General features: G+C 43.2%; 19 protein-coding genes. 12 read left to right on the top strand and 7 right to left on the bottom strand.

The window, feature by feature from the left end; translation table 11 throughout:
- Window positions 1-115: 115 nt before the first annotated feature.
- A complete protein-coding gene (gene nadD, locus V7K50_RS26810) occupies window positions 116-742 on the bottom strand; it encodes a nicotinate (nicotinamide) nucleotide adenylyltransferase (protein ID WP_334965442.1) in 627 nt (208 codons plus the stop codon).
- 403 nt (window positions 743-1,145) lie between these two features.
- On the opposite strand from nadD, the gene murC reads away from it, so the two are divergent.
- From murC to V7K50_RS26790, 4 genes are all read left to right on the top strand, one after another.
- The gene (murC, locus tag V7K50_RS26805; RefSeq protein ID WP_334965440.1) at window positions 1,146-2,609 is read left to right on the top strand and encodes a UDP-N-acetylmuramate--L-alanine ligase; all 1,464 of its coding nucleotides are present in this window, start codon (window positions 1,146-1,148) and stop codon (window positions 2,607-2,609) included.
- Window positions 2,610-2,705: 96 nt separating this feature from the next.
- Window positions 2,706-3,704: a UDP-N-acetylmuramate dehydrogenase gene (gene murB, locus V7K50_RS26800; protein ID WP_334965438.1), complete on the top strand. Its 999-nt coding sequence runs from the start codon at window positions 2,706-2,708 to the stop codon at window positions 3,702-3,704.
- Between the two features lie 186 nt (window positions 3,705-3,890).
- Entirely contained in the window at window positions 3,891-4,238 is a 348-nt protein-coding gene (locus tag V7K50_RS26795; protein WP_292762183.1) for a YbaB/EbfC family nucleoid-associated protein, read from the top strand.
- A gap of 145 nt (window positions 4,239-4,383) precedes the next feature.
- Window positions 4,384-4,863 carry a low molecular weight protein-tyrosine-phosphatase gene (locus tag V7K50_RS26790; RefSeq protein ID WP_334965512.1) on the top strand — a complete coding sequence of 160 codons (480 nt, stop codon included), beginning with the start codon at window positions 4,384-4,386 and terminating at the stop codon, window positions 4,861-4,863.
- Between the two features lie 171 nt (window positions 4,864-5,034).
- On the opposite strand, the gene V7K50_RS26785 is transcribed toward V7K50_RS26790, so the two are convergent.
- Window positions 5,035-5,718, bottom strand: coding sequence for a response regulator transcription factor (locus V7K50_RS26785; protein ID WP_334965436.1), 684 nt, complete (start codon window positions 5,716-5,718; stop codon window positions 5,035-5,037).
- A 585-nt stretch (window positions 5,719-6,303) separates the two neighbouring features.
- Between V7K50_RS26785 and smpB the strand changes: the two genes are divergently transcribed.
- Window positions 6,304-6,771: an SsrA-binding protein SmpB gene (gene smpB / locus V7K50_RS26780; protein ID WP_094349892.1), complete on the top strand. Its 468-nt coding sequence runs from the start codon at window positions 6,304-6,306 to the stop codon at window positions 6,769-6,771.
- 17 nt (window positions 6,772-6,788) lie between these two features.
- Here the strand turns inward: smpB and V7K50_RS26775 are convergent, their stop codons facing one another.
- Window positions 6,789-6,947: a hypothetical protein gene (locus V7K50_RS26775; protein ID WP_334965434.1), complete on the bottom strand. Its 159-nt coding sequence runs from the start codon at window positions 6,945-6,947 to the stop codon at window positions 6,789-6,791.
- Between the two features lie 5 nt (window positions 6,948-6,952).
- On the opposite strand from V7K50_RS26775, the gene V7K50_RS26770 reads away from it, so the two are divergent.
- Complete coding sequence (locus tag V7K50_RS26770) at window positions 6,953-7,237, top strand: WGxxGxxG family protein (protein ID WP_334965432.1); 285 nt, start codon at window positions 6,953-6,955, stop codon at window positions 7,235-7,237.
- A gap of 49 nt (window positions 7,238-7,286) precedes the next feature.
- On the opposite strand, the gene V7K50_RS26765 is transcribed toward V7K50_RS26770, so the two are convergent.
- Both V7K50_RS26765 and V7K50_RS26760 read right to left on the bottom strand, forming a co-directional pair.
- Entirely contained in the window at window positions 7,287-8,705 is a 1,419-nt protein-coding gene (locus V7K50_RS26765; protein ID WP_334965430.1) for an IctB family putative bicarbonate transporter, read from the bottom strand.
- A gap of 483 nt (window positions 8,706-9,188) precedes the next feature.
- A complete protein-coding gene (locus V7K50_RS26760; RefSeq protein ID WP_334965428.1) occupies window positions 9,189-10,751 on the bottom strand; it encodes a GAF domain-containing sensor histidine kinase in 1,563 nt (520 codons plus the stop codon).
- Window positions 10,752-11,354: 603 nt separating this feature from the next.
- Here V7K50_RS26760 and V7K50_RS26755 point away from each other — a divergent pair.
- The 5 genes from V7K50_RS26755 (at window position 11,355) to V7K50_RS26735 (ending at window position 18,640) form a co-directional block, all read left to right on the top strand.
- Complete coding sequence (locus tag V7K50_RS26755; protein ID WP_334965426.1) at window positions 11,355-12,548, top strand: DegT/DnrJ/EryC1/StrS family aminotransferase; 1,194 nt, start codon at window positions 11,355-11,357, stop codon at window positions 12,546-12,548.
- A gap of 129 nt (window positions 12,549-12,677) precedes the next feature.
- A complete protein-coding gene (crtB, locus tag V7K50_RS26750; protein ID WP_334965509.1) occupies window positions 12,678-13,571 on the top strand; it encodes a cyanoexosortase B in 894 nt (297 codons plus the stop codon).
- 352 nt (window positions 13,572-13,923) lie between these two features.
- Complete coding sequence (locus V7K50_RS26745; RefSeq protein ID WP_334965424.1) at window positions 13,924-14,646, top strand: cyanoexosortase B system-associated protein; 723 nt, start codon at window positions 13,924-13,926, stop codon at window positions 14,644-14,646.
- A 219-nt stretch (window positions 14,647-14,865) separates the two neighbouring features.
- Window positions 14,866-16,230, top strand: coding sequence for a polysaccharide biosynthesis/export family protein (locus V7K50_RS26740; RefSeq protein WP_334965422.1), 1,365 nt, complete (start codon window positions 14,866-14,868; stop codon window positions 16,228-16,230).
- A 220-nt stretch (window positions 16,231-16,450) separates the two neighbouring features.
- Window positions 16,451-18,640, top strand: coding sequence for a GumC family protein (locus tag V7K50_RS26735; protein WP_334965420.1), 2,190 nt, complete (start codon window positions 16,451-16,453; stop codon window positions 18,638-18,640).
- 5 nt (window positions 18,641-18,645) lie between these two features.
- On the opposite strand, the gene V7K50_RS26730 is transcribed toward V7K50_RS26735, so the two are convergent.
- Entirely contained in the window at window positions 18,646-20,043 is a 1,398-nt protein-coding gene (locus V7K50_RS26730; RefSeq protein WP_334965418.1) for a DUF2252 domain-containing protein, read from the bottom strand.
- A gap of 183 nt (window positions 20,044-20,226) precedes the next feature.
- Here V7K50_RS26730 and V7K50_RS26725 point away from each other — a divergent pair, with 183 nt between their 5' ends.
- A complete protein-coding gene (locus V7K50_RS26725; protein WP_334965416.1) occupies window positions 20,227-20,907 on the top strand; it encodes a RibD family protein in 681 nt (226 codons plus the stop codon).
- An 87-nt stretch (window positions 20,908-20,994) separates the two neighbouring features.
- Here the strand turns inward: V7K50_RS26725 and V7K50_RS26720 are convergent, their stop codons facing one another.
- Window positions 20,995-21,345, bottom strand: a complete 351-nt coding sequence (locus V7K50_RS26720; protein WP_334965414.1) for a histidine triad nucleotide-binding protein — start codon at window positions 21,343-21,345, stop codon at window positions 20,995-20,997.
- Window positions 21,346-21,356 lie beyond the last annotated feature (11 nt).

Below are 21,356 nucleotides of genomic sequence, written 5' to 3'. Positions count from 1 at the left end.
GTGTCTTGCCCTCTGTATTTATGCTTATATGTTGATATCGTTGACCCCAATCATATCGCAAAGGGGGGGGGCACTTTTAACCATAAAGTGTTAGATCAACAAAAAAACACATAATTTATTCAGATTTGTCAGAGTAGATATTGTTGTTAGTGATATATGATCTAACCGATTCCGGGACTAAATAACGAATTGACTGGCCTTCGCGGCAAAATTTGCGAATTAGACTTGACGAAACTCCTACTAAAGGTGTACTCAAGAGTTGCCAGTGAATGGTAAAAGACTGCTCCTTGATTTGTTGCTCCACTTGCTTGCAGATTAATTTGCTTTGAGTTATAGTCTCACCACCTAGCAGTCGGGGTGCGATTAACCAATCACACATTTGGGCTAGTTCGTGTCCACGGTACCAACGGGGTAAGGTTTGGAAAGTATCCAAGCCCACAATCCAGTACCAGTGAGTATTTGGATAAGAAGCAGATAAGTCAATCAGGGTGTTAATGGCATAAGATGTCCCAGAGCGATTTGTCTCCACTAGTGAGACAGTAAACGCTGGGTGATCTTTTATGGCCAATTGCAGCATTTCTACACGATGCTCAAACAAAGCTGCTTCTTTGTGAGGAGGATTTAGGGATGGCACCCAAATTACCTTTTCAAGGGATACTTGATGCAAAGCTGTCTCGGCTACGAGTAGGTGTCCCCAATGAATTGGATCAAATGTGCCACCAAAAATTGCTAGTTGCTGCATCCAGTTATGCCTGGGTTTTATGCAATTGGAAAATAGTTTCATTAACAATGTACTATTTTACTCAATTCCCGCCTAGACTTGATGCAATTTCAAATCAGTTTCACTAAACAATGTATTATGTAGCCAATTACAGTAAGGTAGCCAAAAATATGTATTTGACATTACAAGAATTTCTTTCCCGATGCGACCAAAATTTTCAGAATAATCTTAACAACAATTCAGAAATAGCAAAAACCTCCAACCAAGGTAAAATCATTCTGAACAAGGAAAACCAGAGCGGAAATATTATTTGGGCATCAAACATAAACATCATACAGGAGTAGTTACGGTAAAAATCAAATTCCTGTTATGATACGCGTGTCATTTGTGATTATGGTGTGGTGTGGTGTAAGAGGAGCAATAAATGACTAATTCTGTAGATTTTAGTGGTAGACCATTTCATTTCATTGGCATCGGTGGCATAGGTATGTCTGCTCTGGCATACGTTCTCGCCAAGCGTAAATTTCCTGTGTCAGGTTCGGATCTTCGTCCCAACCACATTACGCACAAGTTGGAATCTATCGGCGCTCATATTTTTGCTAAACAAGAGGCAAGCAATCTCGAATTCTTTCGCCCCCAAGTATTGGCGAATGCAGAAGTATTAAATTCACAAGAAGAATTACCTGTTGATACTAAGTCGAAACTGCCTCAAGTCATTTGTTCAACAGCAATTAACACGAATAATTTAGAATACAAAGCAGCGCTGGATTTAGGTTGTCCAATTTTACATCGTTCGGATCTACTGGCAGCTTTAATTGCCGATTACTACAGTATTGCAGTGGCAGGAACACACGGCAAAACTACAACCAGTAGCATGATTGGCTATATGCTTTTGGAAGCAGGTCTAGACCCAACGATTTTAGTAGGTGGCGAAGTCAATGCATGGTCCGGTAATGCTCGACTGGGAGAAAGCCAATATTTGGTAGCCGAAGCAGATGAATCAGATGGTTCTCTGGTAAAACACGCTGCTGAAATTGGGATTATCACCAATATTGAACTCGATCATCCTGACCATTACGATACATTAGAAGAAGTTATTGACATCTTCCAGACATTTGCTAAGGGTTGTAAAACGTTAATAGGTAGCATTGACTGTGCGACAGTGCGCGATCGCTTACAACCCACAATCAGTTACAGCTTACACTCAGATACTGACGCTGATTACACCGTCACCAATATTGATTATCGTGCTGATGGCACCACAGCTTTAGTTTGGGAAAGAGGCAAAGCTTTGGGTGTGTTGAAGTTGCGGCTGCTCAGTCGGCACAATCTCAGCAATGCCTTAGCAGCAGTGGCCGTTGGTCGCGCCTTGGGCTTAGAATTTGGAGCAATTGCCAAAGGCATCGCCACCTTTGAAGGAGCAAGACGACGCTTTGAGTTCCGAGGTGAAGTCAATGGCATTACCTTCATTGATGACTATGCTCATCATCCCAGCGAGATTCGCGTTACTCTCGCCGCAGCCCGTTTACAGGCAAGACCAGGGCAAAGAGTGGTTGCCATCTTCCAACCCCATCGCTATAGCCGGACACTGACCTTTTTAGAAGAATTTGCCCAGTCCTTTACCTATGCTGATTTGGTTGTGCTGACTGATATTTACAGTGCAGGCGAACCAAATTTAGGGCAAATTAGTGGTGAAAATCTAGCGGCGGAAATTGCTAAACAGCATTCTCCTGTAGTTTATCAACCAACTTTACCCGCAGTGTATGAATACTTGCTGCAAACACTACGCCCAGGAGACTTGGCGCTGTTTTTGGGGGCTGGAAACTTGAATCAGGTGATTCCTGAACTAATTACAACACTTTGTGAGCCTGCTAAAGCCACATCCTAAGTGGAGACTTTGCGAAAGCAACGGTTCCATAAGTTAACTCTATTACCGTATCTTTGCGGTAAATAAATGTAAAAATTTTACCAAAAAAAAGTAAAGATGACCATTTCCCAGGCAGCTGGAAACGTCTGCACAGTTTCTGATTTGAATACAAAGAAACAGCAAACAGCTAATTCGGTGGAGAGAGAGGTAATTTACTTACCCAATAGTGATTGTGCGATCAAGTCCCAGGCTTCCTTATCAGCGTTTACTTCCTATAGAGTTGGCGGAGCTGCTGATTTGTACGTTTCCCCCCGGAACTTAGAAGCACTGCAAGCAAGTCTTAAATACGCAAAAGAACGTGATTTAAAGGTGACAACACTGGGAGCAGGTTCTAATTTGCTGGTCAGCGATGGTGGTATATCAGGCTTAGTCATTGCGACTCGTCATCTCCGCTTCAGCAACTTTGATCCCCAGACAGGTCAATTAACCGTTGCAGCCGGAGAATCAATTCCCAGTTTGGCATGGGCAGCAGCAGAATTAGGATGGGAAGGATTGGAATGGGCTGTTGGCATCCCCGGAACAGCAGGAGGTGCCGTGGTGATGAATGCAGGGGCACATAATAGTTGTATCGCAGATATGTTAGTTAGTGCCCAGGTACTTTCACCCGATGGGACGCTGGAAACTATTACCCCTGAACAGTTAGGTTATAGCTACCGAACTTCATTATTGCAAGGTGGCGATCGCATAGTCACCCAAGCCACCTTACAACTCGCCCCAGGTGCCGACCCAGCAAAAGTTGTGGCAATCACCAAAGAACACAAAAAGCATCGGTTAAGCACCCAACCATACAACTTCCCCAGTTGTGGCAGTGTGTTCCGCAATCCCAAACCTTATAGCGCTGGCTGGTTAATTGAACAAACTGGTTTAAAAGGCTACCAAATTGGTGGGGCGCAAGTAGCGCTACTCCATGCTAATTTCATCGTTAACCGTGGTGGAGCAAAAGCTAGTGACATCTTCTGTCTCATTCGCCACATCCAACATCAAGTACAAGAACGTTGGTCTATTAATTTAGAGCCAGAAGTCAAAATGCTCGGAGAGTTTCAAGGTGCTTGTTGAAACTTTAAATTCCGGTAAGGGGGATTGGGAACTGAGGAAATGAGGGAGATCAGGAAGTTGGAATGTAACCAATGCCCAATTCCCAATGCCCAATGCATTAATTATTGGTAAAAAAACAGGCAAATTACTTACCGCATCTATAATTGAATTTGATTTGTTATTCAGCGCACACGCGTACAAATAATTATGACAGGAAAAGGACAGGGATTTGGCTTTGGCTTAGGAAAAATGAAGGAACTGGCCGAAGCTTTTAAGAAAGCGCAGCAAGTTCAAGAAGGCGCAAAGCGACTCCAAGAAGAATTGGAGCAAATGGAGATTCAAGGAGAATCTGGCGGTGGTTTGGTGAAGGTGATTGTCAGTGGGAACCAAGAACCCAAGCGAGTGGAAATTTCTCCAGATGCTTTAGGGGAAGGTGCAGAAGTACTTTCCGATCTTGTGACAGTGGCAATGAAAGAAGCCTACAACAAATCTACAGCAACAATGCGGGAACGCATGGAAGAATTAACCAGTGGGTTGGAGTTACCTGGATTTTAGTCATTGGTCACTAGTCATTGGTGAGCCAGTGCGGTCTTGGGGGTTTCCTCCATGAGCAACTGGTGAACCCGAAGGGTCATTGGTCGTTGGTCGTTGGACAAAGGACAAAGGACAAATGACTATTGACAAAGGACAAATAATATCTATGCCTTACAAGTTGCTGTTTGTCTGCTTAGGTAACATCTGCCGATCGCCATCGGCAGAAAATATCATGAATCATCTAATTGAGCAGGCTGGCTTGAGCGATGGCATCCTCTGTGACTCTGCTGGTACATCTAGTTATCACATTGGTAGCCCACCTGACAGACGCATGAGTGCTGCGGCGGCTACAAAGTTGGGAATTAAACTGCGTGGTCAAGCACGCCAGTTTCAAAAGTCGGACTTTCAAGACTTTGATTTGATTTTGGCGATGGATCAAGAAAATTATGAGAACATCCTCAGTCTTGATCAAACTGAACAATATCAGCATAAAGTGCGTTTGATGTGCGAGTTTTGCTCTCGACACAGCCTGAAGGAAGTCCCAGATCCCTATTACGGAGGTCAAGAGGGATTTAATCAGGTGATTGATTTACTGATCGATGCTTGTGAAGGTTTGCTGACAAAAGTTAAAAGTGAAGAGTTATAAGTTAGGAGTTAGGGATTTCCAATAAATAAACTATCCATCTTGTGGGGTGGGCATCTTGCCCGCCCTGAATATGGGACGGGTGGGGAGACCCATCCCACAAGAAAATTTGGGATGTTTTTTTATTTTTCAGTCCCTTAAAACTCCTAACTCCTCACTTTTAACTCCTAACTTTTATTCCACCAAACCATGCTTCATCGCAAAACGAACTAATTCCGCTCGGTTGCTGCTTGAGGTTTTTCTCAATAAACTGCTAACGTACTTTTCCACTGTTCGAGGACTCAGGTGTAGCTGAAGACCCATTTCGGCATTAGAAAGACCATGAGTTAATAACTCTAAGACTTCTTGTTCTCTATCAGTTAGGGATGAGTGCAGATGGGATTTCTGAACTTGAGTGGACAGAGAATTATGGGCATCTACCGCTTTTGTCGAGGTGGAAATGCCCAAACTCTCTTTATGAGAAAAGCGATACTCCGATTGAATGATTTGCGATCGCTCCAAAAGATTGCGGATTGCTGCTGCTAACTCTTCCACTTCAAAAGGCTTGGGTAAGTATAAATCGCACCCTGACTGGTAGCCCAAAATTCTTTCCTGGGTCTTAGTTCGGGCTGTTAATAAAATTACAGGCAACAAACGAAATACTGGTTGTTGACGCACCCGGCGGACCAGCTCATAGCCATTCATCCGTGGCATAACGATATCCGTGACAATCAAATCAGGATGATACTCATCCACCACAAACAAAGCCTCTTGACCGTCATTAGCCGTGATCACCGAATAGCCAGACAGTTCAAGATAGTCGCTAACAGACAGACGAGTGCCCAAATCATCATCCACTACAAGGATCGTCAAGGGCATGGATAATACACCCCTAGCATTTTTTTACTCGGAAGTTTGCTTCTACGTACTCCATCAGTGAACACACATAATAATAGTGTTCTTATATTTCATACTATGACAGGATTACCAGCTAATTACTACTTTCAGGGTTTATTTATAAAGAAAATCTTAAATCTTTAGATGGGTTAACGAAGTGTAACTTACCTTTAACTCCCTCTCTTGGGAGGTATGGACAGCTTTGTAATTTGTAACAACTCACCAATACAGCAGATTTCAGGTAAATGAAGTACAGCCCAATATGCAAGAGGGGAGCAAACAAATTTCCTAGTTCCCCTTTTCCCATGTTGAGAGAAGGGGTTAGGGGATCAGGGCAACTCTGGAATGCTCTCTCTTACCTGACTTCTACGTTAAGTTGACACCAATGGGCAGGGTATTGCCCCTACTTGATAACTTCAAGTTGCCAGAAAACCTTAATTTTGAACTTAGAAAAGCTAAATTAGTGATATACAGTTCAAAATTTATAGCGGCTCTAAGATACACCCTATAATTCACAAGCCAATCCAAATAATTTTTTAGGTACATTTAAAGCACACAAAATTATCAATGAGCGACAAGAACGAAGGTTACAAAGTTATTTGCGACAACCGCCAAGCCCGTTATTTGTATGAAATTCTAGAAACTTACGAAGCTGGAATTGAATTGACAGGAACAGAGGTGAAGTCAATTCGTGCGGGGAAAGTCAATCTCCAAGATGGCTATGCTTTACTTCGCAATGGCGAAGCATGGTTGATCAATGTCCATATCTCGCCTTACAACGCTAGTGGACAATATTTTAATCATGAACCACGGCGTACACGCAAGCTACTGTTGCATCGCCAAGAACTTCGTAAGCTAATTGGCAAAGTAGAACAGCAGGGTTTAACTTTAATCCCTTTGAAAATGTATCTCAAACGAGGCTGGCTAAAAGTGAGTATAGCCCTTGGCAAAGGTAAAAAGCTCCACGATAAGCGAGAAGACCTGAAACGACGACAAGACCAGCGTGATATTCAACGGGCAATGAAAAGCTATTGAGGGTCAGTGTTGCTAAACTACCACAGCAGAGTGAGAAATAGATTGCTGTGAAAAGGATGTTGTATATCCACAGCGTGAGTTTTGAAAATTCCTAGTTTATAGCCGTAGATTGATTTTGCTAAGGTTGAAACTCGATACAGTGGTGAGTAACTTCGGACGACACCAGGAATTTTCACAACTCATGAAAAGTAATTTCATTACAACTATTGGCGCTGGCGTTCTCACCTTGAGTATGGGAATTTTACCCTTAACTCTATCTGCACAAGCTCAGACAACTAATGACTCTGGAGCCACTACTGCTCCAACAACAACAACGACCACTGAAGATCGCAACCATTCTGATTGGGGTTGGTTAGGATTAATTGGTCTATTCGGTCTAGGTGGTTTGGCTGGCAAAAAGCGTGAGGATCAAGCGAGAGCTTATCGTGAACCTAATGCCCCAGGTGCTACTACCTACAAGGACTAATACCAGTTGGCAGTTGTTCAGGATAAAAACAACTGACAACTTGCTGATGTTAGTTTACTGCTGGTTCTGAATTAGATGAATTTGTCTGGTTTTGAGCTAAAGGTGTCCAGTAGCTGGCAATTAAGGCAACGATCAGCCACCAGAGGGTATTGACTTCAGGACGATACCAGACAGTATCTACGGTGCCGTGAGCTAGCATACCCAGTAAAGTAGCGATCGCTCCAATTAACCAAAATCCCTCTACACTTCTGAATTGTCGCAATCGTCGCACTTGCAAAAATGCCGTATTAAATGTGACAATTATTAGCCAGAGAAAGCAGGCTAAACCAACAAAGCCAGTTTCTACAGTTACTTCAAACAAAATCGAATAGGCACTCAAAGCAGTGTAACGAGGGTGTTGGTAGAGGGGATAAACTTTATTAAAAGAGCCGTGACCAGGGCCAATACCGAAAATCGGGCGATCGCGAATCATCTGAAAAACAGCATCCCAGACATTTCGGCGAAAATTATTACTGCTATCTTTACGGTCAGCAAAAATACTTAACACCCGGATCTGCACTGGCTCTACAAATATCACTGCTAGCAGTAATACGCCGATCAAACCTCCCAAGACAATCGGTAGTGACCAAGTACGCCAAAAACGAGGCATTTCTACGCTTTTCCAATAAACTAGCAATGCCATCACAGCTAAAATTGCCACCACTAGTCCAATCCAACCGCCACGACTAAAAGTTAGAATCAGACAGGAAGTATTGACAATTAACATTGTTAATGCTAGTGATTTTTTTAGCCAGCTTCGCCATGCAAAAATTGCCACTAAGCTAAAAATTACTGCCGGTAAGAGGTATCCAGCCAATAAATTGGGATTGCCTAAATAACTGTAGACCCTTGTAGTCTTAGACAGAGGAGATTCTGGATCAACCCAAGTCGCTAGTGCTGTGGCTCCAAAAAACCATTGTCGCAACCCATATACACTAACAATTAACGATACGTGTAGATAAAGGATGATAATCCACGACCGGAGACGAGGAGACCTTAATACCCTGGCACAAAGAGTAAATAGTAGCAAATACAAGGTCAATGTTCCCAAGTCGTTAAGCGCCGCCTTTTTCACCGGTGATAATGCTGTTGCAATTGCGGCAACTCCCCAGTAGAGCAATACCAGTAGGTGAATGGGAGTGACTGAGGAAACATTTGCTGGTGTTGCTTCATCAGATAAAGTCAACAACAGCCAAAATGCTACACAAGCCCCCAGCAACAAACCTATTAACGTGCTTGAAGCAAAAGGTGCAAGGGCATATATTGAGCTGAGTAAAGCAGCTGCTATCGCATCTCCCCACTGGAACAAGACGCTAGTTTGCCGCCAAGAACTTAACAGTCCCACCAGAGAGCGGTGTACGTAACTGCTAGCAAAATATTCTTTGAGCGGTAAAGATGATAAAGTAAATCGTTGCCAGACTAAATTCATAAAAAACATTGCGATCAATTAGTCTGCCGACGCAGAACTTGGAATTGATCATAATGCATACCCCTATAAAAAGGTAATAACGGAGATTGCACATTGCGTAATGGCTCTCTTATTCCTAGCCATCAGCCAATAGGAAGTTAAGATAGTTCTTCATGTACTGAGTACAGCTTTAGGTAAAATCGTAGCGAATTGAGGGTTGAAATTTAAAAGCAGATGCGCTTTGCCTTCCCGTAGGGTAGGGGCGCAGAGGTACGCGGAGAATTCGCTACGAATTAATGAAATATAGATAGAAAATACGTCTTTCCCAATCCCCAATACTTCGGCTTACCTCGACTTCGCTCGGCACAAGTCGCGGTTCCTGAGCGTAGTCGAAGGGCAGTACAAGTCCCCAATACTTCGGCTTCTCTACGAGACGCTACGCGTAGCTTGCTTCCCCGAAGGGGTACGCTCAGTACAAGTCCCCAATCCCCAATCCCCATACCATTAGACATCGCTAATTGCTTGTGAGGTAGTCGCCAGTTGCAGTGGTAAAGAAAGCACATAACGATATCCTGATTCTGGTGAACCTTGAATCAAAATTTGTCCACCATGCAATTCTGCCAGTTGACAACTTAATAATAGACCCAAGCTTTCACGAGAAAGACTTCCATTTGATTTAGCTAAATTTATACCTGAACTAGTAGCAAGGAAATTTGAGTGATTCCCACTCAAATTTTTGGAATTGTCCACTGCTACTGATGAAGTATCTAGTTCTAGTTGCTCCTGTCCTTCTGTATGAGTATTGTAAGTTGCGACTTCACCTGTCAGTTCCAGCAGCGACAAAGAATTGAGACGGAAGTAAGGATCAACCTCAGTTATGCCGTCCCCTAACCAAGGATGAGAAACCCAAATAGTAATATTGAGGGTATCTTCCTTGTAAGAAACATGAATGCGAACAATGCTACCTGTAGCAGAAAGTTGAATCACACTAAAAACCAGGTGATACAGCATTTGCCGCACCTTGTCTTTATCTAAAGGGCAAATGCGATTGCGTCCCGGTTCTATAGACAGGCGAATATCTTGCTCGCGGCGATTAGCCACTTCTTCGAGGGTATTGATAGCTTGTTGGCATAGCATTTCGATATCCACAGGAGCCAGATTTAGCACAGTTGAATTTTCATCCATCGCTCCTAGTTCGGTAATTTCGTTTACTAGAGAAAGTAAGTACCGACCACTGTGTTGGATAATTTCCAAATATTCTCTCTGCTTAGTCGTCAAAGGCCCATAAATTTCACGTCCTAAAACACTAGCCATACCGAGTACAGATGTTAAGGGCGTGCGTAACTCCTGAGTTAGTTGAGCCAAAAGTTCCAGTTTCAGTTGTTTGGTAGAAACAGAGTCGCCATCTGTAGTCGTTGGGGCGATTTTAATCTCAGTGCTACGTTCGTTATTGAGTGAAAATACTGAAGGAGCGATCGCCTGATTGCTTGATTCGAGTTTCCCTTGCAGGAGTCGATTACGCTCAAATTCACTCATACTCCAACGAGCGATGATTTGTAAAAACTCAATGTCTCTGGTTGTAAAATTGCGCGGTACTAAATCCATCACCGCCAATGCACCTAAACAATGTCCCTCAGCATCAATTAGTGGCGCTCCTAAGTAAGCACGGATACCATAATCTTGCACCAATTTGCTGCTAGCAAGTACTGGATCTGCCAGTTTGTGCGTATCATTAATTACAAAAACTTGAAAGCTCTGTACTACCTGAGTACAAAAGGATTCCCGGCGTGAAAGTTGGCGGCTCTGTGCCAAATGATTCATTAGTCCCAGCCTAGATAAGCCCACCGCCGACTTGAACCAATGGCGTTCTTGATCCACAAACCCCAATATGGAAATTGGTGCTTCCAGAAAGTGGGCAGCAGTCTGTGTGGCTTCTTCAAAAACTGGAATCGTTTCTGGTTGCCGCAAACCTAAATCTGACAAAGCTTTGAGGCGTTGTAGTTCTCTTGTTTCAGGAGAATCCCAACCATCCCTTAGGGCAAATAATTTGTTTTCAGGCTCTATCATTGCCACTGCTACCTTAATAATTTCTCGATACTGTAATTGAGATAAGCCCTATTTCTGGGTTATCAATTGCTATTTTTAAGCATTCCCTAATTTTGCCTCTGACAAACAAATTTAGGGCAGAATTTTTTTATCCCTCCCATTAAGCCGAGGATGTGGTATCCCCTACTTACTAATTACTGGTGCTGAATGTTCTTTATTGACCACTGGTGTAGTCTTTATTGCTTGAGATTTTGCAATCAGACTGCGTTAGATTTTGATTCAGTCAGGGTAACTTAAAGCTAAGGAGACAATACAAAGTGGCTGTGATTCTTTATATATAGAAGGGAAAACTTCTACTGGCATATTCAAAGTAAATTTACTTAAAACAACTCTTATGTTAGTGTAATTATCTCTAGCCACTTTTACTGGTAACAGTCTCAGAAGTCTGATGACAACTTCGGGCAATCAACTGAATAGGATGTGATTTTGAATCACCCATAGCTTACTAGATAGTTGTGATAAATCACTATGCAATAGATTAAATCTATTAAAATTTCACGCCGAAAATTGTGCAGGCTTTTGTATTTTTTCCATACGAGGAAATCTTTTTGAGGACAACTGGTAATGAATAAAATGACTATTAGAGTTCCTTTTGTAGACTTGAAGTTACAACACGAACCAATTCAAATGCAATTGGAAGATGCAATCCAATCTGTATTGGAAAAGGGAGATTTTATTTTAGGGCAAGCAGTCTCAGATTTTGAAGCAGCATTTGCGGCAGTGTCTGGGGCAGCTTATGGAGTTGGTGTTGCATCAGGAACAGATGCGATCGCTCTCGGCTTGCAAGCGTGTAATATTGGTGCTGGCGATGAAGTGATTTTACCAGCAAATACTTTTGTAGCAACCCTGATTGGGGTGGTACGCGCTGGTGCCAAGCCAATTCTAGTCGATTGCGATCGCCAAACAGCGTTAATTGACTTAGATGCCGCAGCCAACGCAATTACGCCTCAAACTAAAGCAATTATCCCTGTCCATCTCTATGGGCAGATGGTATCACCACATCAGTTATTGAACCTTGCCGATACCTACAAACTACTAGTTTTTGAAGATGCAGCCCAAGCACACCTCGCCCAAAGAGATGGATATCACGCTGGTTCAGTAGGAATAGCAGCAGCTTTTAGTTTCTATCCCAGTAAAAATTTAGGAGCATTTGGGGATGGGGGAATGCTGCTGACACAAGATTCAGATGTCGCCCAGAAGATGATCCGTTTGCGAAATTATGGTGCATCGCAAAAGTATTTTCATACCGAACCAGGTACAAACAGCCGCTTGGATACTTTACAAGCAGCCATCTTGCACAAGAAACTACCATATTTACCACAGTGGAATCGCGATCGCTTGACTATTGCCCAGGAGTATGATCAAGAACTAGCACCCTTAGCAAGTGCTGGTATTATCCCTATAGAAAACCAAAGTGATACAGGACATGTTTATCATCTTTATGTGATTAAAGTTGATGATTCTTGCCCAATAGAACGCCAGCAACTCCAGGAAAAACTGACATTAGCGGGAATTCAAACTGGCATTCACTACCCAATTCCTTGTCATCTCCAGCCAGCATTCACCAACTTAGGCTATCAGCCGGGAGATTTTCCCCAAGCAGAAAAGTTGTCACAGCAAATATTATCATTACCGATGTATCCTGGTTTGAGCAGTAGCCAAGTCAAAGAAGTTGTAGCTGCGATCGCTAATGCAGTCTCAACGAATTATCAGGTAGATAATCTATCTCCTGCTGATCTTGGCAGCGTGGTAGCCTGAAATGAATTCATCCCTAATGTGCCTCTAAAATTAGACATTTTTTCGTTCAGACTGTCATTTGTTCTTTATTCATTGCTAATGACAAAGGACAAATGACAAATGACCAAAGTTTTTGAATTACTTAAAATTATGGTACTCCGGCAACAGGTTAAAAATATAAGCGCATCGGGCTGGTTAAATCTAGCCATTTTAGGCGTTTTACTGCTGCTTTATGCTCCGATATTGCTACATTGGGTGGATGGTTGGCTGCACAAAAATATCAGTACAGAACACGAATATTTCAGCCACGGAATTATTGGTCTACCATTTGCTGCTTACATAGCCTGGTTAAACCGGAAAAAGTGGAAACGTTTGCCAGATACTAGCCATCCCTTGGGCGCTGTTTTCTTGTTATTAGGGGCAGTTTTTTATCTTGGCGGTGTTACAGAGTGGGTTAACCTTTCCTTGCCCCTTATACTAGCAGGATTGTGCTTGTGGTTTAAGGGAATAGCAGGTTTGCGATCGCAGGGATTTCCCCTGCTACTAGTATTTTTTGCAACCCCAACAGCAGTACCCTATCTCATTTCTCCCTATACCTCCCCTCTCCAAAACTTTATCGCTGGCACAGCCGGCTTCATCCTGAATCAATTTGGTATGGAAGTAACCGTGTCTGAAATGAATCTCTACGTCGGAGGACGGATTGTAGAAGTTGCCCCCTATTGTGCAGGGCTGAAAATGTTGTTCACGACTCTCTACGTCGGCTTGATGCTGCTTTATTGGACAGATGCATTGTCTTCACGCCGCACAACTATATCCTTTTTGTGTATTGCTGCGATCGTTAGTACTACTGCCAATATCATTCGTAATACTTTACTGACTTTCTTTCACGGCACAGGTCAAGAAGCAGCTTTTAAATGGCTACATGAGGGTTGGGGTGGTGACCTCTACTCTGCTTGTATGTTGGTGTCATTAGTGCCCTTACTGAATTGGATTAATAACTATTTCTCGGCATCTCTAGAAACTCAGCAAGAAGCAGAAAGTTGAACTGGGGACTTGTACTGAGCGTACCCCTTCGGGGAAGCAAGCTACGCGTAGCGTCTCGTAGAGAAGCCGAAGTATTGGGGACTGGAGACTTGTACTGAGCGTACCCCTTCGGGGAAGCAAGCTACGCGTAGCGTCTCGTAGAGAAGCCGAAGTATTGGGGATTGGGGATTGGGGATTGGGACTGAATTCTTCCCATCCCAATAAACAACTCCAAACTCCTAACTCCTAACTCCAAACTCCTAACTCCAAACTCCCTTAATTTTCCTCCCCGATGTGTAACTCCTAAATATTACTGAACTCACGGTGTTATTTTATAAAGTAAAATTCTGCCTAAGTATTGCAAATTTTACTGATGACTTCCTTCTCCAAGTTTTTCAAAGAAAACCAATTGAGTCAAGTAGCAGCACTTTTGTTATTGCTACTACTGCTGGCAATGGCAGGGGTTCCCGGATACCTGACAGGACACTGGCAATGGAAACAACTGCCACCTGTTACTACCCTCAACGAGTTAAGACACATCCGCAAGACTGGGTTAGCCATTCCTGGTTGGCAAACCATTGAACAAGCAGAACAGCAAATTGGCGAACATCAATGGTCTTTGCAGGTAATTAAAAAACAAGGTTCCGAATCCCAAGCAATCCTGCTGTTGCTGCCGCAGAATGGACCTAAGGATCAACCAGAGGTAGAGTGGACAGAGGTTAACGGCTGGGGAAGGTCACGCTGGGGAAAGTGGGATGTAGCTCAATTTCGCTCTGCGGAATTTACTGTGAAACCGTCTGCAAAGTTGACATCTAATGTCGAAACCAAAGTAGAAGCTAGGTTCTTTCGCGCCTCCACACCACAGCAAACCTTCGCAGTTTTGCAATGGTACGCCATGCCAGACGGGGGAAATCCATCACCTTTACACTGGTTCTTAGCGGATCAATTAGCACAGTGGCGTAAGCAACGCACTCCTTGGGTGGGGGTGAGCATTCTAATTCCAATGGAACCTTTAGGGCAGGTAGAAACATCTTGGTCTTTAGCTCAGTCTATAGGAGAAACAGTGCAAACTGTATTGATGGCAGGCCCTTTGTAGAGTCTGTTAAAGATTCCTTTGTGCAGAGATTCATCAATAGGATCTCTATGAATTGCCTTCAAACCGAAACTCAAAGATGTTAAAAAAATTATGAAGTTAAAAATTAAATTTAGCAATTTTCTGAGTAAATACTTGCAGATAAAAGAGACATCTAGGACATTCTTAGAGTAAAATAACCACTCGGCGCGACTCATTCCTCTATCAGTATTTTCTACACCGATGTTCATAGATCCCAGTTATTATTATATGCGTGGATTCAGCGCCCTGTCTTTTGTCAGTCTTCAAGTGGGAGTTTTCTTAATAACACCTATCCAACTCGTTGTTGCCCAGCCCTTTCCATTGCAAGGACAATCACCAAGGCAGCCCCCCTCGCCTTTGCCAGGTACTGAGGTTGCACCTCTAGGTGTGAATAACGAAATTTCGCCCCAATTCAGCCGCTACCTCTTGGGACCAGGAGATACAATTAGCGTTGTGCTTCAGCGTCCTCCTGGCCCATACCGTTTAGGAATAGGAGATGGAATTAGCGTTTCGGTTCAGCGCTTTCCAGATTTGAGCTTTCAAGCTTTAATCAACCCAGAAGGTAATATTGTAGTGCCGTTATTGGGAACAATTTCATTACAAGGTTTAACTTTCCAAGAAGCTCAAGAAAAAATTCGCTTGGGCTTAAATCGTTATGTGGTTGATCCAGTAATAGTTTTAGCCTTAGCAACGCAGCGTCAAGACCTCAGTTTTCAAGCTGCAATTAGTCCAGAAGGCAACATTATAGTACCGCAAGTAGGAACGGTGTCATTACAAGGTTTAACCTTGGAAGAAGCTCAAGAAAAAATCCGCTTGAGTTTGAGTCGCATTTTACCAGATCCAATTGTAGTAGTATCCTTAGCAGGGGCGCGACCAGTTCAAGTTACCATTAGCGGGGAAATATTTCGACCAGGAATTTATCCGATTAATTCAATAACACCCCGCGTTGCTGATGCCTTGCTAACATCTGGTGGTTCAACATTCAATGCAGACCTGCGACAAGTGCAAATACGTCGGAAATTAACGGATGGTTCGGTGATTTCACAAAGTATTGACTTATATGCAGCACTGCAAAATGGCGGTTCAATCCCTAATTTACGCTTACAAGACGGAGATGCGATCCTCGTACCCCGTCGTGAAGTCGGTAATGATGACGGTTATGACCGCAATTTGGTAGCACGTTCATCCTTGGCTGTACCACAGATTAGAGTCCGGGTTTTAAACTATGCTGCGGGAGGTATTTCCACTCAAGCACTGCCTAACGGCAGTACATTTGTAGATGCTTTGGGAGGAGTAAATCTCGACACTGCTAACCTCCGGGATATTGCTTTAGTTCGCTTTGACCCGGAACGAGGCAAAGCTATTACCCAAAAACTTGATGCTAAAAAAGCTCTAGGCGGTGATGCGTCTCAAAATGTGGCGCTTCAAGATAATGATGTTATTGTTGTTGGTCGTAACCTCATAGGTAAAATTAGTAATTTACTGACTACTATTACTCAACCTTTCTTCAATGTTCAATCCTTTCTCCGGTTTTTTGATAACTTCGGTGGTGGTGGATCAAATTAGTAAATCTAAAATAAGGATACAATCTGTAAATATTTGGGACTGGAGGAAGCCACATTTCCAACTTATTTTTGCATTGATTAATGGAAAAATATTAAAGATATGAACCGATATTTCCAGTAGGAAGTTGATAGCGTTTTTGTATCAAAGCCACTATCTTGAATTTGTTGCTTCCTAAATTTTTAATTTTTAATTTTTAATTTTTAATTGGAGCGAAGCGACCATGACCCCACCAATTGTTAAGCGCTATCTTATTGCTTTTGATAAATATAAGTGGATTGGACTAGCTAGTTTTGTTTTAGTCATAGCAGGGTCAACTGTGGTGGCTATGCAACCAGATCCACCTGCTAGCTATATCGCATCTGCCGCACTTACTTACAGTGGACCACCAGTTTCTTTCTCTACAACTGGTAATCAAATCCAGCAGCAAGGAAAGGAACTAAATGAAGAAGTTTTACTATCTAACCAGATAATTGCGACAGTGGCAGAGAAAGTTGGTGTCAAACCGGCAAAGCTTGGTACTAGTGTCGTCCTTTCTTTACCTAAAAAAAATGCCAGGAGTGGAGAATTAGAATCTAATATATTGGAATTAAAATATGTAGATACTGATGCCAAGCGAGGTATAGAGGTATTGGCAGATTTGATGCAAGCAATGGTCAAGTTGAGCAGTGATATTAATACTGGGCGATTACAAGCAATTATTCAAAAGATTAACGATCGCACACCACAAGCTAAACGAGAATTGCAAATTGCGGAAAAGAAGTTGGAACAGTACGATCGCGTAGAACGAACGGCAATATTAGCCGCAGAGAATGGTAGCTTGTTAACCGCCATTACAGCCAGCCAAAACCTCCAACGGCAAATTCAATTAACTATTTCTGGGGTTGATGGTCAAGTTCGCAGTATCCAAAATAAGTTAGGCTTAACAGTCGGACAGGCTTATATTTCTTCTGCTTTGAGTGCCGATCCAATTATTGGTAACTTGCGAGCGCAAATTTATCAAAGTGAGTCGCAAATCGCCGTACTCAGAAAAGATTTGCGACCGGAACACCCAACGATGGTTCAGTTGCTGCGTCAAAAACAAGCTGCTGAGGAATTGCTACAACAACGTGCTGCTGAGGTGTTAGGTGGTGATGGGACGGCGGCTCCACTTCAGGGTAACGTTGCAGGTATTCGCACCCAAAGTAGTTTAGATCCAGCCCGTCAGCAATTGGCAAACCAAATGGTGTCTTTGCAAACTCAACGGGAGACACTGCAACAACAACTAACTCAAGAAATCCAACAAGAAGCGCGACTACGGCAAGAGTATTCTCTGATACCCAATAAGCAATTAGAGCGATCGCGTTTAGAACAGGAGGTTGCACTCAAAAAAGCCATCTATGACCAAATGCAGGTGAAGCTAACCGATGCTAAAACAGCTGAGGCAGAAACTACCGGCAGCCTCAGCATTGCCAGACGCCCCACAGTTATTCCCGACATCAAACCCCCTAAAAGTGTACCTATTACCCTTGCTGTGGGTGGTTTCTTAGGTGTGGTGATTGGTGGCGGGGTGATATTTTTGTTGGGAGCAATGGAAGGGACTTTCAAAACCAGGGAGGATATCCGCGAGAGCCTCAAGCAACGGGAAGTGGTACTGTTGGGAGAATTGCCTTTAATGCCTGTTGATGATTTGGATCTTGAAGCTGTGCCGGTAATACTTTCCGCCGATTCTCCTTATTTAGAATTTTATGAGAAATTCCGTAGTAATCTGCGGCGGATTGGTGGTAAAACCTTAAAGGTAGTGTTGATTACTAGCACCAGCAGCCTAGAGGGTAAGACCGCAAGTGCATATAACTTGGGTGTAGCATCTGCCCGTGCTGGTAAAAGAACCTTGATTATCGAAACGGATTTGCGATCGCCTTCCCGTTGTACATCCCTAAAAGTAATTCCTGACCCTGAGTCCACTATTGAACCCCTACGTTATTACGCTAATTTGAGTGAATGTATTCGTTTAGTTCCTGATGTAGAAAATTTATATATTGTTCCCAGCCCTGGACCTGTGCGGCAATCTGCTGCTATTCTTGAATCTAGCGAAATGCGACGGCTGATTGAGGATGTCCGAGAACGTTTTGATTTAGTTATTTTAGATACTAGTCCACTCAGCATATCCAACGATCCCTTATTAGTCCAACCCTACAGCGATGGGATTGTGATAGTGGCACGACCACACTATACAGAAGAAAATATGCTAGGTGAAGCTATTGATCAATTAGTTGAATCTGAACTAGGGTTATTAGGAGCAATCATCAATGGTGCTGATATCATTGTTTCTGTACCTGAACAAGTTTCACAATCATCAACATTTACATCTGAGGTAAAACCGAAAATTGTAGAAGAATCTGAAGAAGTTTCGGCAAGTGCTAGCAAAAACTAATAATACTAGTATAGTGTCAGCCCTTGGTTATAAGCATTTACAAAACTCGTGTAGTCATACTCAACTTGAGTTGCATAGTCCACAGCAAAGTTAACAATTTCGTCTTTGAATACAGCCTTGTTACTGCTGACAATATCAGTCACTTCTTTATCAACACTGACGGAAACAATTGCAGCATCGTAGTCTTTATCAGAGATTGCATGGTTCTTGGCAACCACCTTCCCTGCATAACCCATCGCATCCATGAATTTTGACTTAGTGGTTAGCAAAGTATAGTCAAAATCCACTTGGTAGGGTGATTTTTCATGGAGCATAAAGGGGATGCTGTTGACCGTAGTGTAGCCAACCAAGGGGTCAGTATTTGAGAGCATCGCTTTCGTGGCGATTGTCACCCTTGCCCCTTCATGGTTTCCGTAGACTGAAGTTGGCAGCAGACCTGGAACTGCGATCGCCTCCGGTGGGCGGAACGCCATCGCCACGGCGCTACTGCCTTCCTGCTTCATCTCTAAAATGCGATCGTCTTCGATTGCTGAACTTGGCCCCTCAATCAGCAAGTAATATCGGTACTTGCCAAGACTACCAATGCCTGAACCTAATTTAAGTCGAATGTCCTTGAGGGTATAGTAACTGTTGTTGTAGCGCTTACTGCTAGCAATTGAGGCGATGTAAGTACCCATAGCCCCAGCAATGGCTGAATAGGTGCTGCTGGATACAGGCTGGAGTTCCGAGGTTGTCTGAAATACTCGATTGCTACCGTTATTTAACTGCGTGTACTTACTTAGCAAGCTAGAACGGCTGCTATCTGATGCCTTTTGAATCAAATCCTTGACCACACCGTTGGTATTGCTAGATTCCAAACGGTATGACAGTTCATCGTTGGTTCCCTTAAAGTCACTCATCTTATTCAGATAAGCATCCAAGAAATTGCGGACAATATCTTGAGCATCACTTGAGTTCAGACCATTCTCTTTAGCTGCCAACAGAATGGAAACTGCCATTCGTCGCAAGTCCCAAACGTAGGGGCCAAGATAGCTTTCATCAAAGTCGGTGGTGTCAAAAACGTTGTTGTCATTGCTATCTCTGATCCCTCCCAGATTTTGCAGATGCATATCTCCCTCTAACCAGATGGCTGAGGTGGAAGAATTTACAAATCCTGAACTTGGCAACGTCTGCATATCACGATAAAAAATGTGATCTGTCCCCCGATAAAAGGCAAAGGGGCTAGCTGTCATCTTTAGCATCTTTGTTGCCAGTTCTTGAGGCAATTGAGAAGCAAAGGGATGATTGTATTGGTAAATTTCATTTTGCACCCAAGTTGAACGGGGAGTTGCAGCTTTAACTGGAGATGTAAACCCCAAAATTAAAATTAAGACAAGTGCGATCACAAATATGTGTTTGGCCATGACAGTCTCTTAAGTGTAAAAAAATCACTCTTGTTAGACTCTTGTGTAGATACAATCATCCAACAACAATTGTTTTAGCACCTCAAACTATCGTTTAAAAGGTGATTTAAAACACAATGCAACAACTATTCATCGCCAAGAATTCAAAAAGGTAAAATTATAAAGAATCGTTAAAACATAATCATGTCAGCTATCCAAACAACTGTGGTTCTTGCCATGACGGCAGATGGAAAGATTAGCCCTGTAGATCCTAATGTACCCGGTTATTCTGATGCAGATGATCAGGCACATCTGGAGTATCAATTCTCCCTTGCTGATCTAGTCCTGGTAGGAGCAGGGACGATTCGGACTGAGGGGGTAACTTTTACAATTCGCAATCCCGAACTGTTGGCAGCCCGTGAGGTTCGGGGTCAGCCTCCCCAGCCCATTACCTGCGTTGTCTCAGGTTCCCTCGACCTATCGCTGGACTTGCCTTTTTTAACCCAAGACATTGAGCGATGGATATTTACCACACGCACTGGTTTGGAGCGCAATTCTGATGCAACAGCCTTGCAAAAACTGGCTGAATTAATTGATTTGGGAGATACAGACCTGGATTGGGAGCGGGCTTACACCATGATGGCAGAGCGGGGTATTCACAAGATCGTTGCTTTGGGAGGCGGCTCTTTAACAGCTTCTCTAGCGCAGGCAGGACGAATTGACGATTGGTGGTTGACAATTTGGCCTGTCATTTATGGAGGAAAGCATGCCCCTAGCCCAGTAGAAGGAGAGGGTTTTGTTGCCAATGCTATTCCTCATCTCCAACTCGTGGAAACTCGTCAGATTGGAAGTGAGTTGTTTTTACACTACCGCACCCTCAAGTGAAAATGCGCTGCCAGAATGAAGTAGGGGCAATTCATGAATTGCCCCTACTTCCGAACCGCATCTAGAAAGGCAATTCATCTGGTTTTATCAACCAGGAGGCCAGGCTAACTGCCGTCCTCCCAAAATATGCAAATGTAAATGATGGACTGTTTGACCGCCGTCATCACCAGTGTTGATCACAACTCGATAACCATTTTTCAGTCCAGCATCTTCGGCAACACGTTTGACGGTTAGCAAAAGATGCCCCAACAGAGCATGATCTTCAGATTCAGCATCAGCTAGTGTAGCAATGGGTTTTTTGGGAATTACCACGATGTGAACGGGCGCTTGGGGATGGATGTCTTTGAATGCCAGGGCTAAATCATCCTCATAAACAATATCAGCCGGAATTTCCCGACTAATGATTTTGCTGAAAATCGTTTCTGTAGTTTCAGTCATGCCAATTTACC

It is taken from the genome of Nostoc sp., from assembly GCF_036917135.1.
In the GTDB taxonomy this organism is placed as follows: Bacteria; Cyanobacteriota; Cyanobacteriia; order Cyanobacteriales; family Nostocaceae; genus Nostoc.
This window is presented reverse-complemented; position numbering and strand designations above follow the sequence as displayed.

Excerpts from the sequence above, each read along its gene's own strand:
- V7K50_RS26725 (WP_334965416.1), top strand. The coding sequence starts at position 20,227 with ATGTCAGCTATCCAAACAACTGTGGTTCTTGCCATGACGGCAGATGGA.
- V7K50_RS26795 (WP_292762183.1), top strand. The coding sequence starts at position 3,891 with ATGACAGGAAAAGGACAGGGATTTGGCTTTGGCTTAGGAAAAATGAAG.
- murC (WP_334965440.1), top strand. The coding sequence starts at position 1,146 with ATGACTAATTCTGTAGATTTTAGTGGTAGACCATTTCATTTCATTGGC.
- V7K50_RS26770 (WP_334965432.1), top strand. The coding sequence starts at position 6,953 with ATGAAAAGTAATTTCATTACAACTATTGGCGCTGGCGTTCTCACCTTG.
- V7K50_RS26755 (WP_334965426.1), top strand. The coding sequence starts at position 11,355 with ATGAATAAAATGACTATTAGAGTTCCTTTTGTAGACTTGAAGTTACAA.
- V7K50_RS26720 (WP_334965414.1), bottom strand. The coding sequence starts at position 21,345 with ATGACTGAAACTACAGAAACGATTTTCAGCAAAATCATTAGTCGGGAA.
- smpB (WP_094349892.1), top strand. The coding sequence starts at position 6,304 with ATGAGCGACAAGAACGAAGGTTACAAAGTTATTTGCGACAACCGCCAA.
- V7K50_RS26740 (WP_334965422.1), top strand. The coding sequence starts at position 14,866 with ATGTTCATAGATCCCAGTTATTATTATATGCGTGGATTCAGCGCCCTG.
- crtB (WP_334965509.1), top strand. The coding sequence starts at position 12,678 with ATGGTACTCCGGCAACAGGTTAAAAATATAAGCGCATCGGGCTGGTTA.
- V7K50_RS26790 (WP_334965512.1), top strand. The coding sequence starts at position 4,384 with ATGCCTTACAAGTTGCTGTTTGTCTGCTTAGGTAACATCTGCCGATCG.
- nadD (WP_334965442.1), bottom strand. The coding sequence starts at position 742 with ATGCAGCAACTAGCAATTTTTGGTGGCACATTTGATCCAATTCATTGG.
- V7K50_RS26730 (WP_334965418.1), bottom strand. The coding sequence starts at position 20,043 with ATGGCCAAACACATATTTGTGATCGCACTTGTCTTAATTTTAATTTTG.
- V7K50_RS26735 (WP_334965420.1), top strand. The coding sequence starts at position 16,451 with ATGACCCCACCAATTGTTAAGCGCTATCTTATTGCTTTTGATAAATAT.
- V7K50_RS26760 (WP_334965428.1), bottom strand. The coding sequence starts at position 10,751 with ATGATAGAGCCTGAAAACAAATTATTTGCCCTAAGGGATGGTTGGGAT.
- murB (WP_334965438.1), top strand. The coding sequence starts at position 2,706 with ATGACCATTTCCCAGGCAGCTGGAAACGTCTGCACAGTTTCTGATTTG.
- V7K50_RS26785 (WP_334965436.1), bottom strand. The coding sequence starts at position 5,718 with ATGCCCTTGACGATCCTTGTAGTGGATGATGATTTGGGCACTCGTCTG.
- V7K50_RS26745 (WP_334965424.1), top strand. The coding sequence starts at position 13,924 with ATGACTTCCTTCTCCAAGTTTTTCAAAGAAAACCAATTGAGTCAAGTA.
- V7K50_RS26765 (WP_334965430.1), bottom strand. The coding sequence starts at position 8,705 with ATGAATTTAGTCTGGCAACGATTTACTTTATCATCTTTACCGCTCAAA.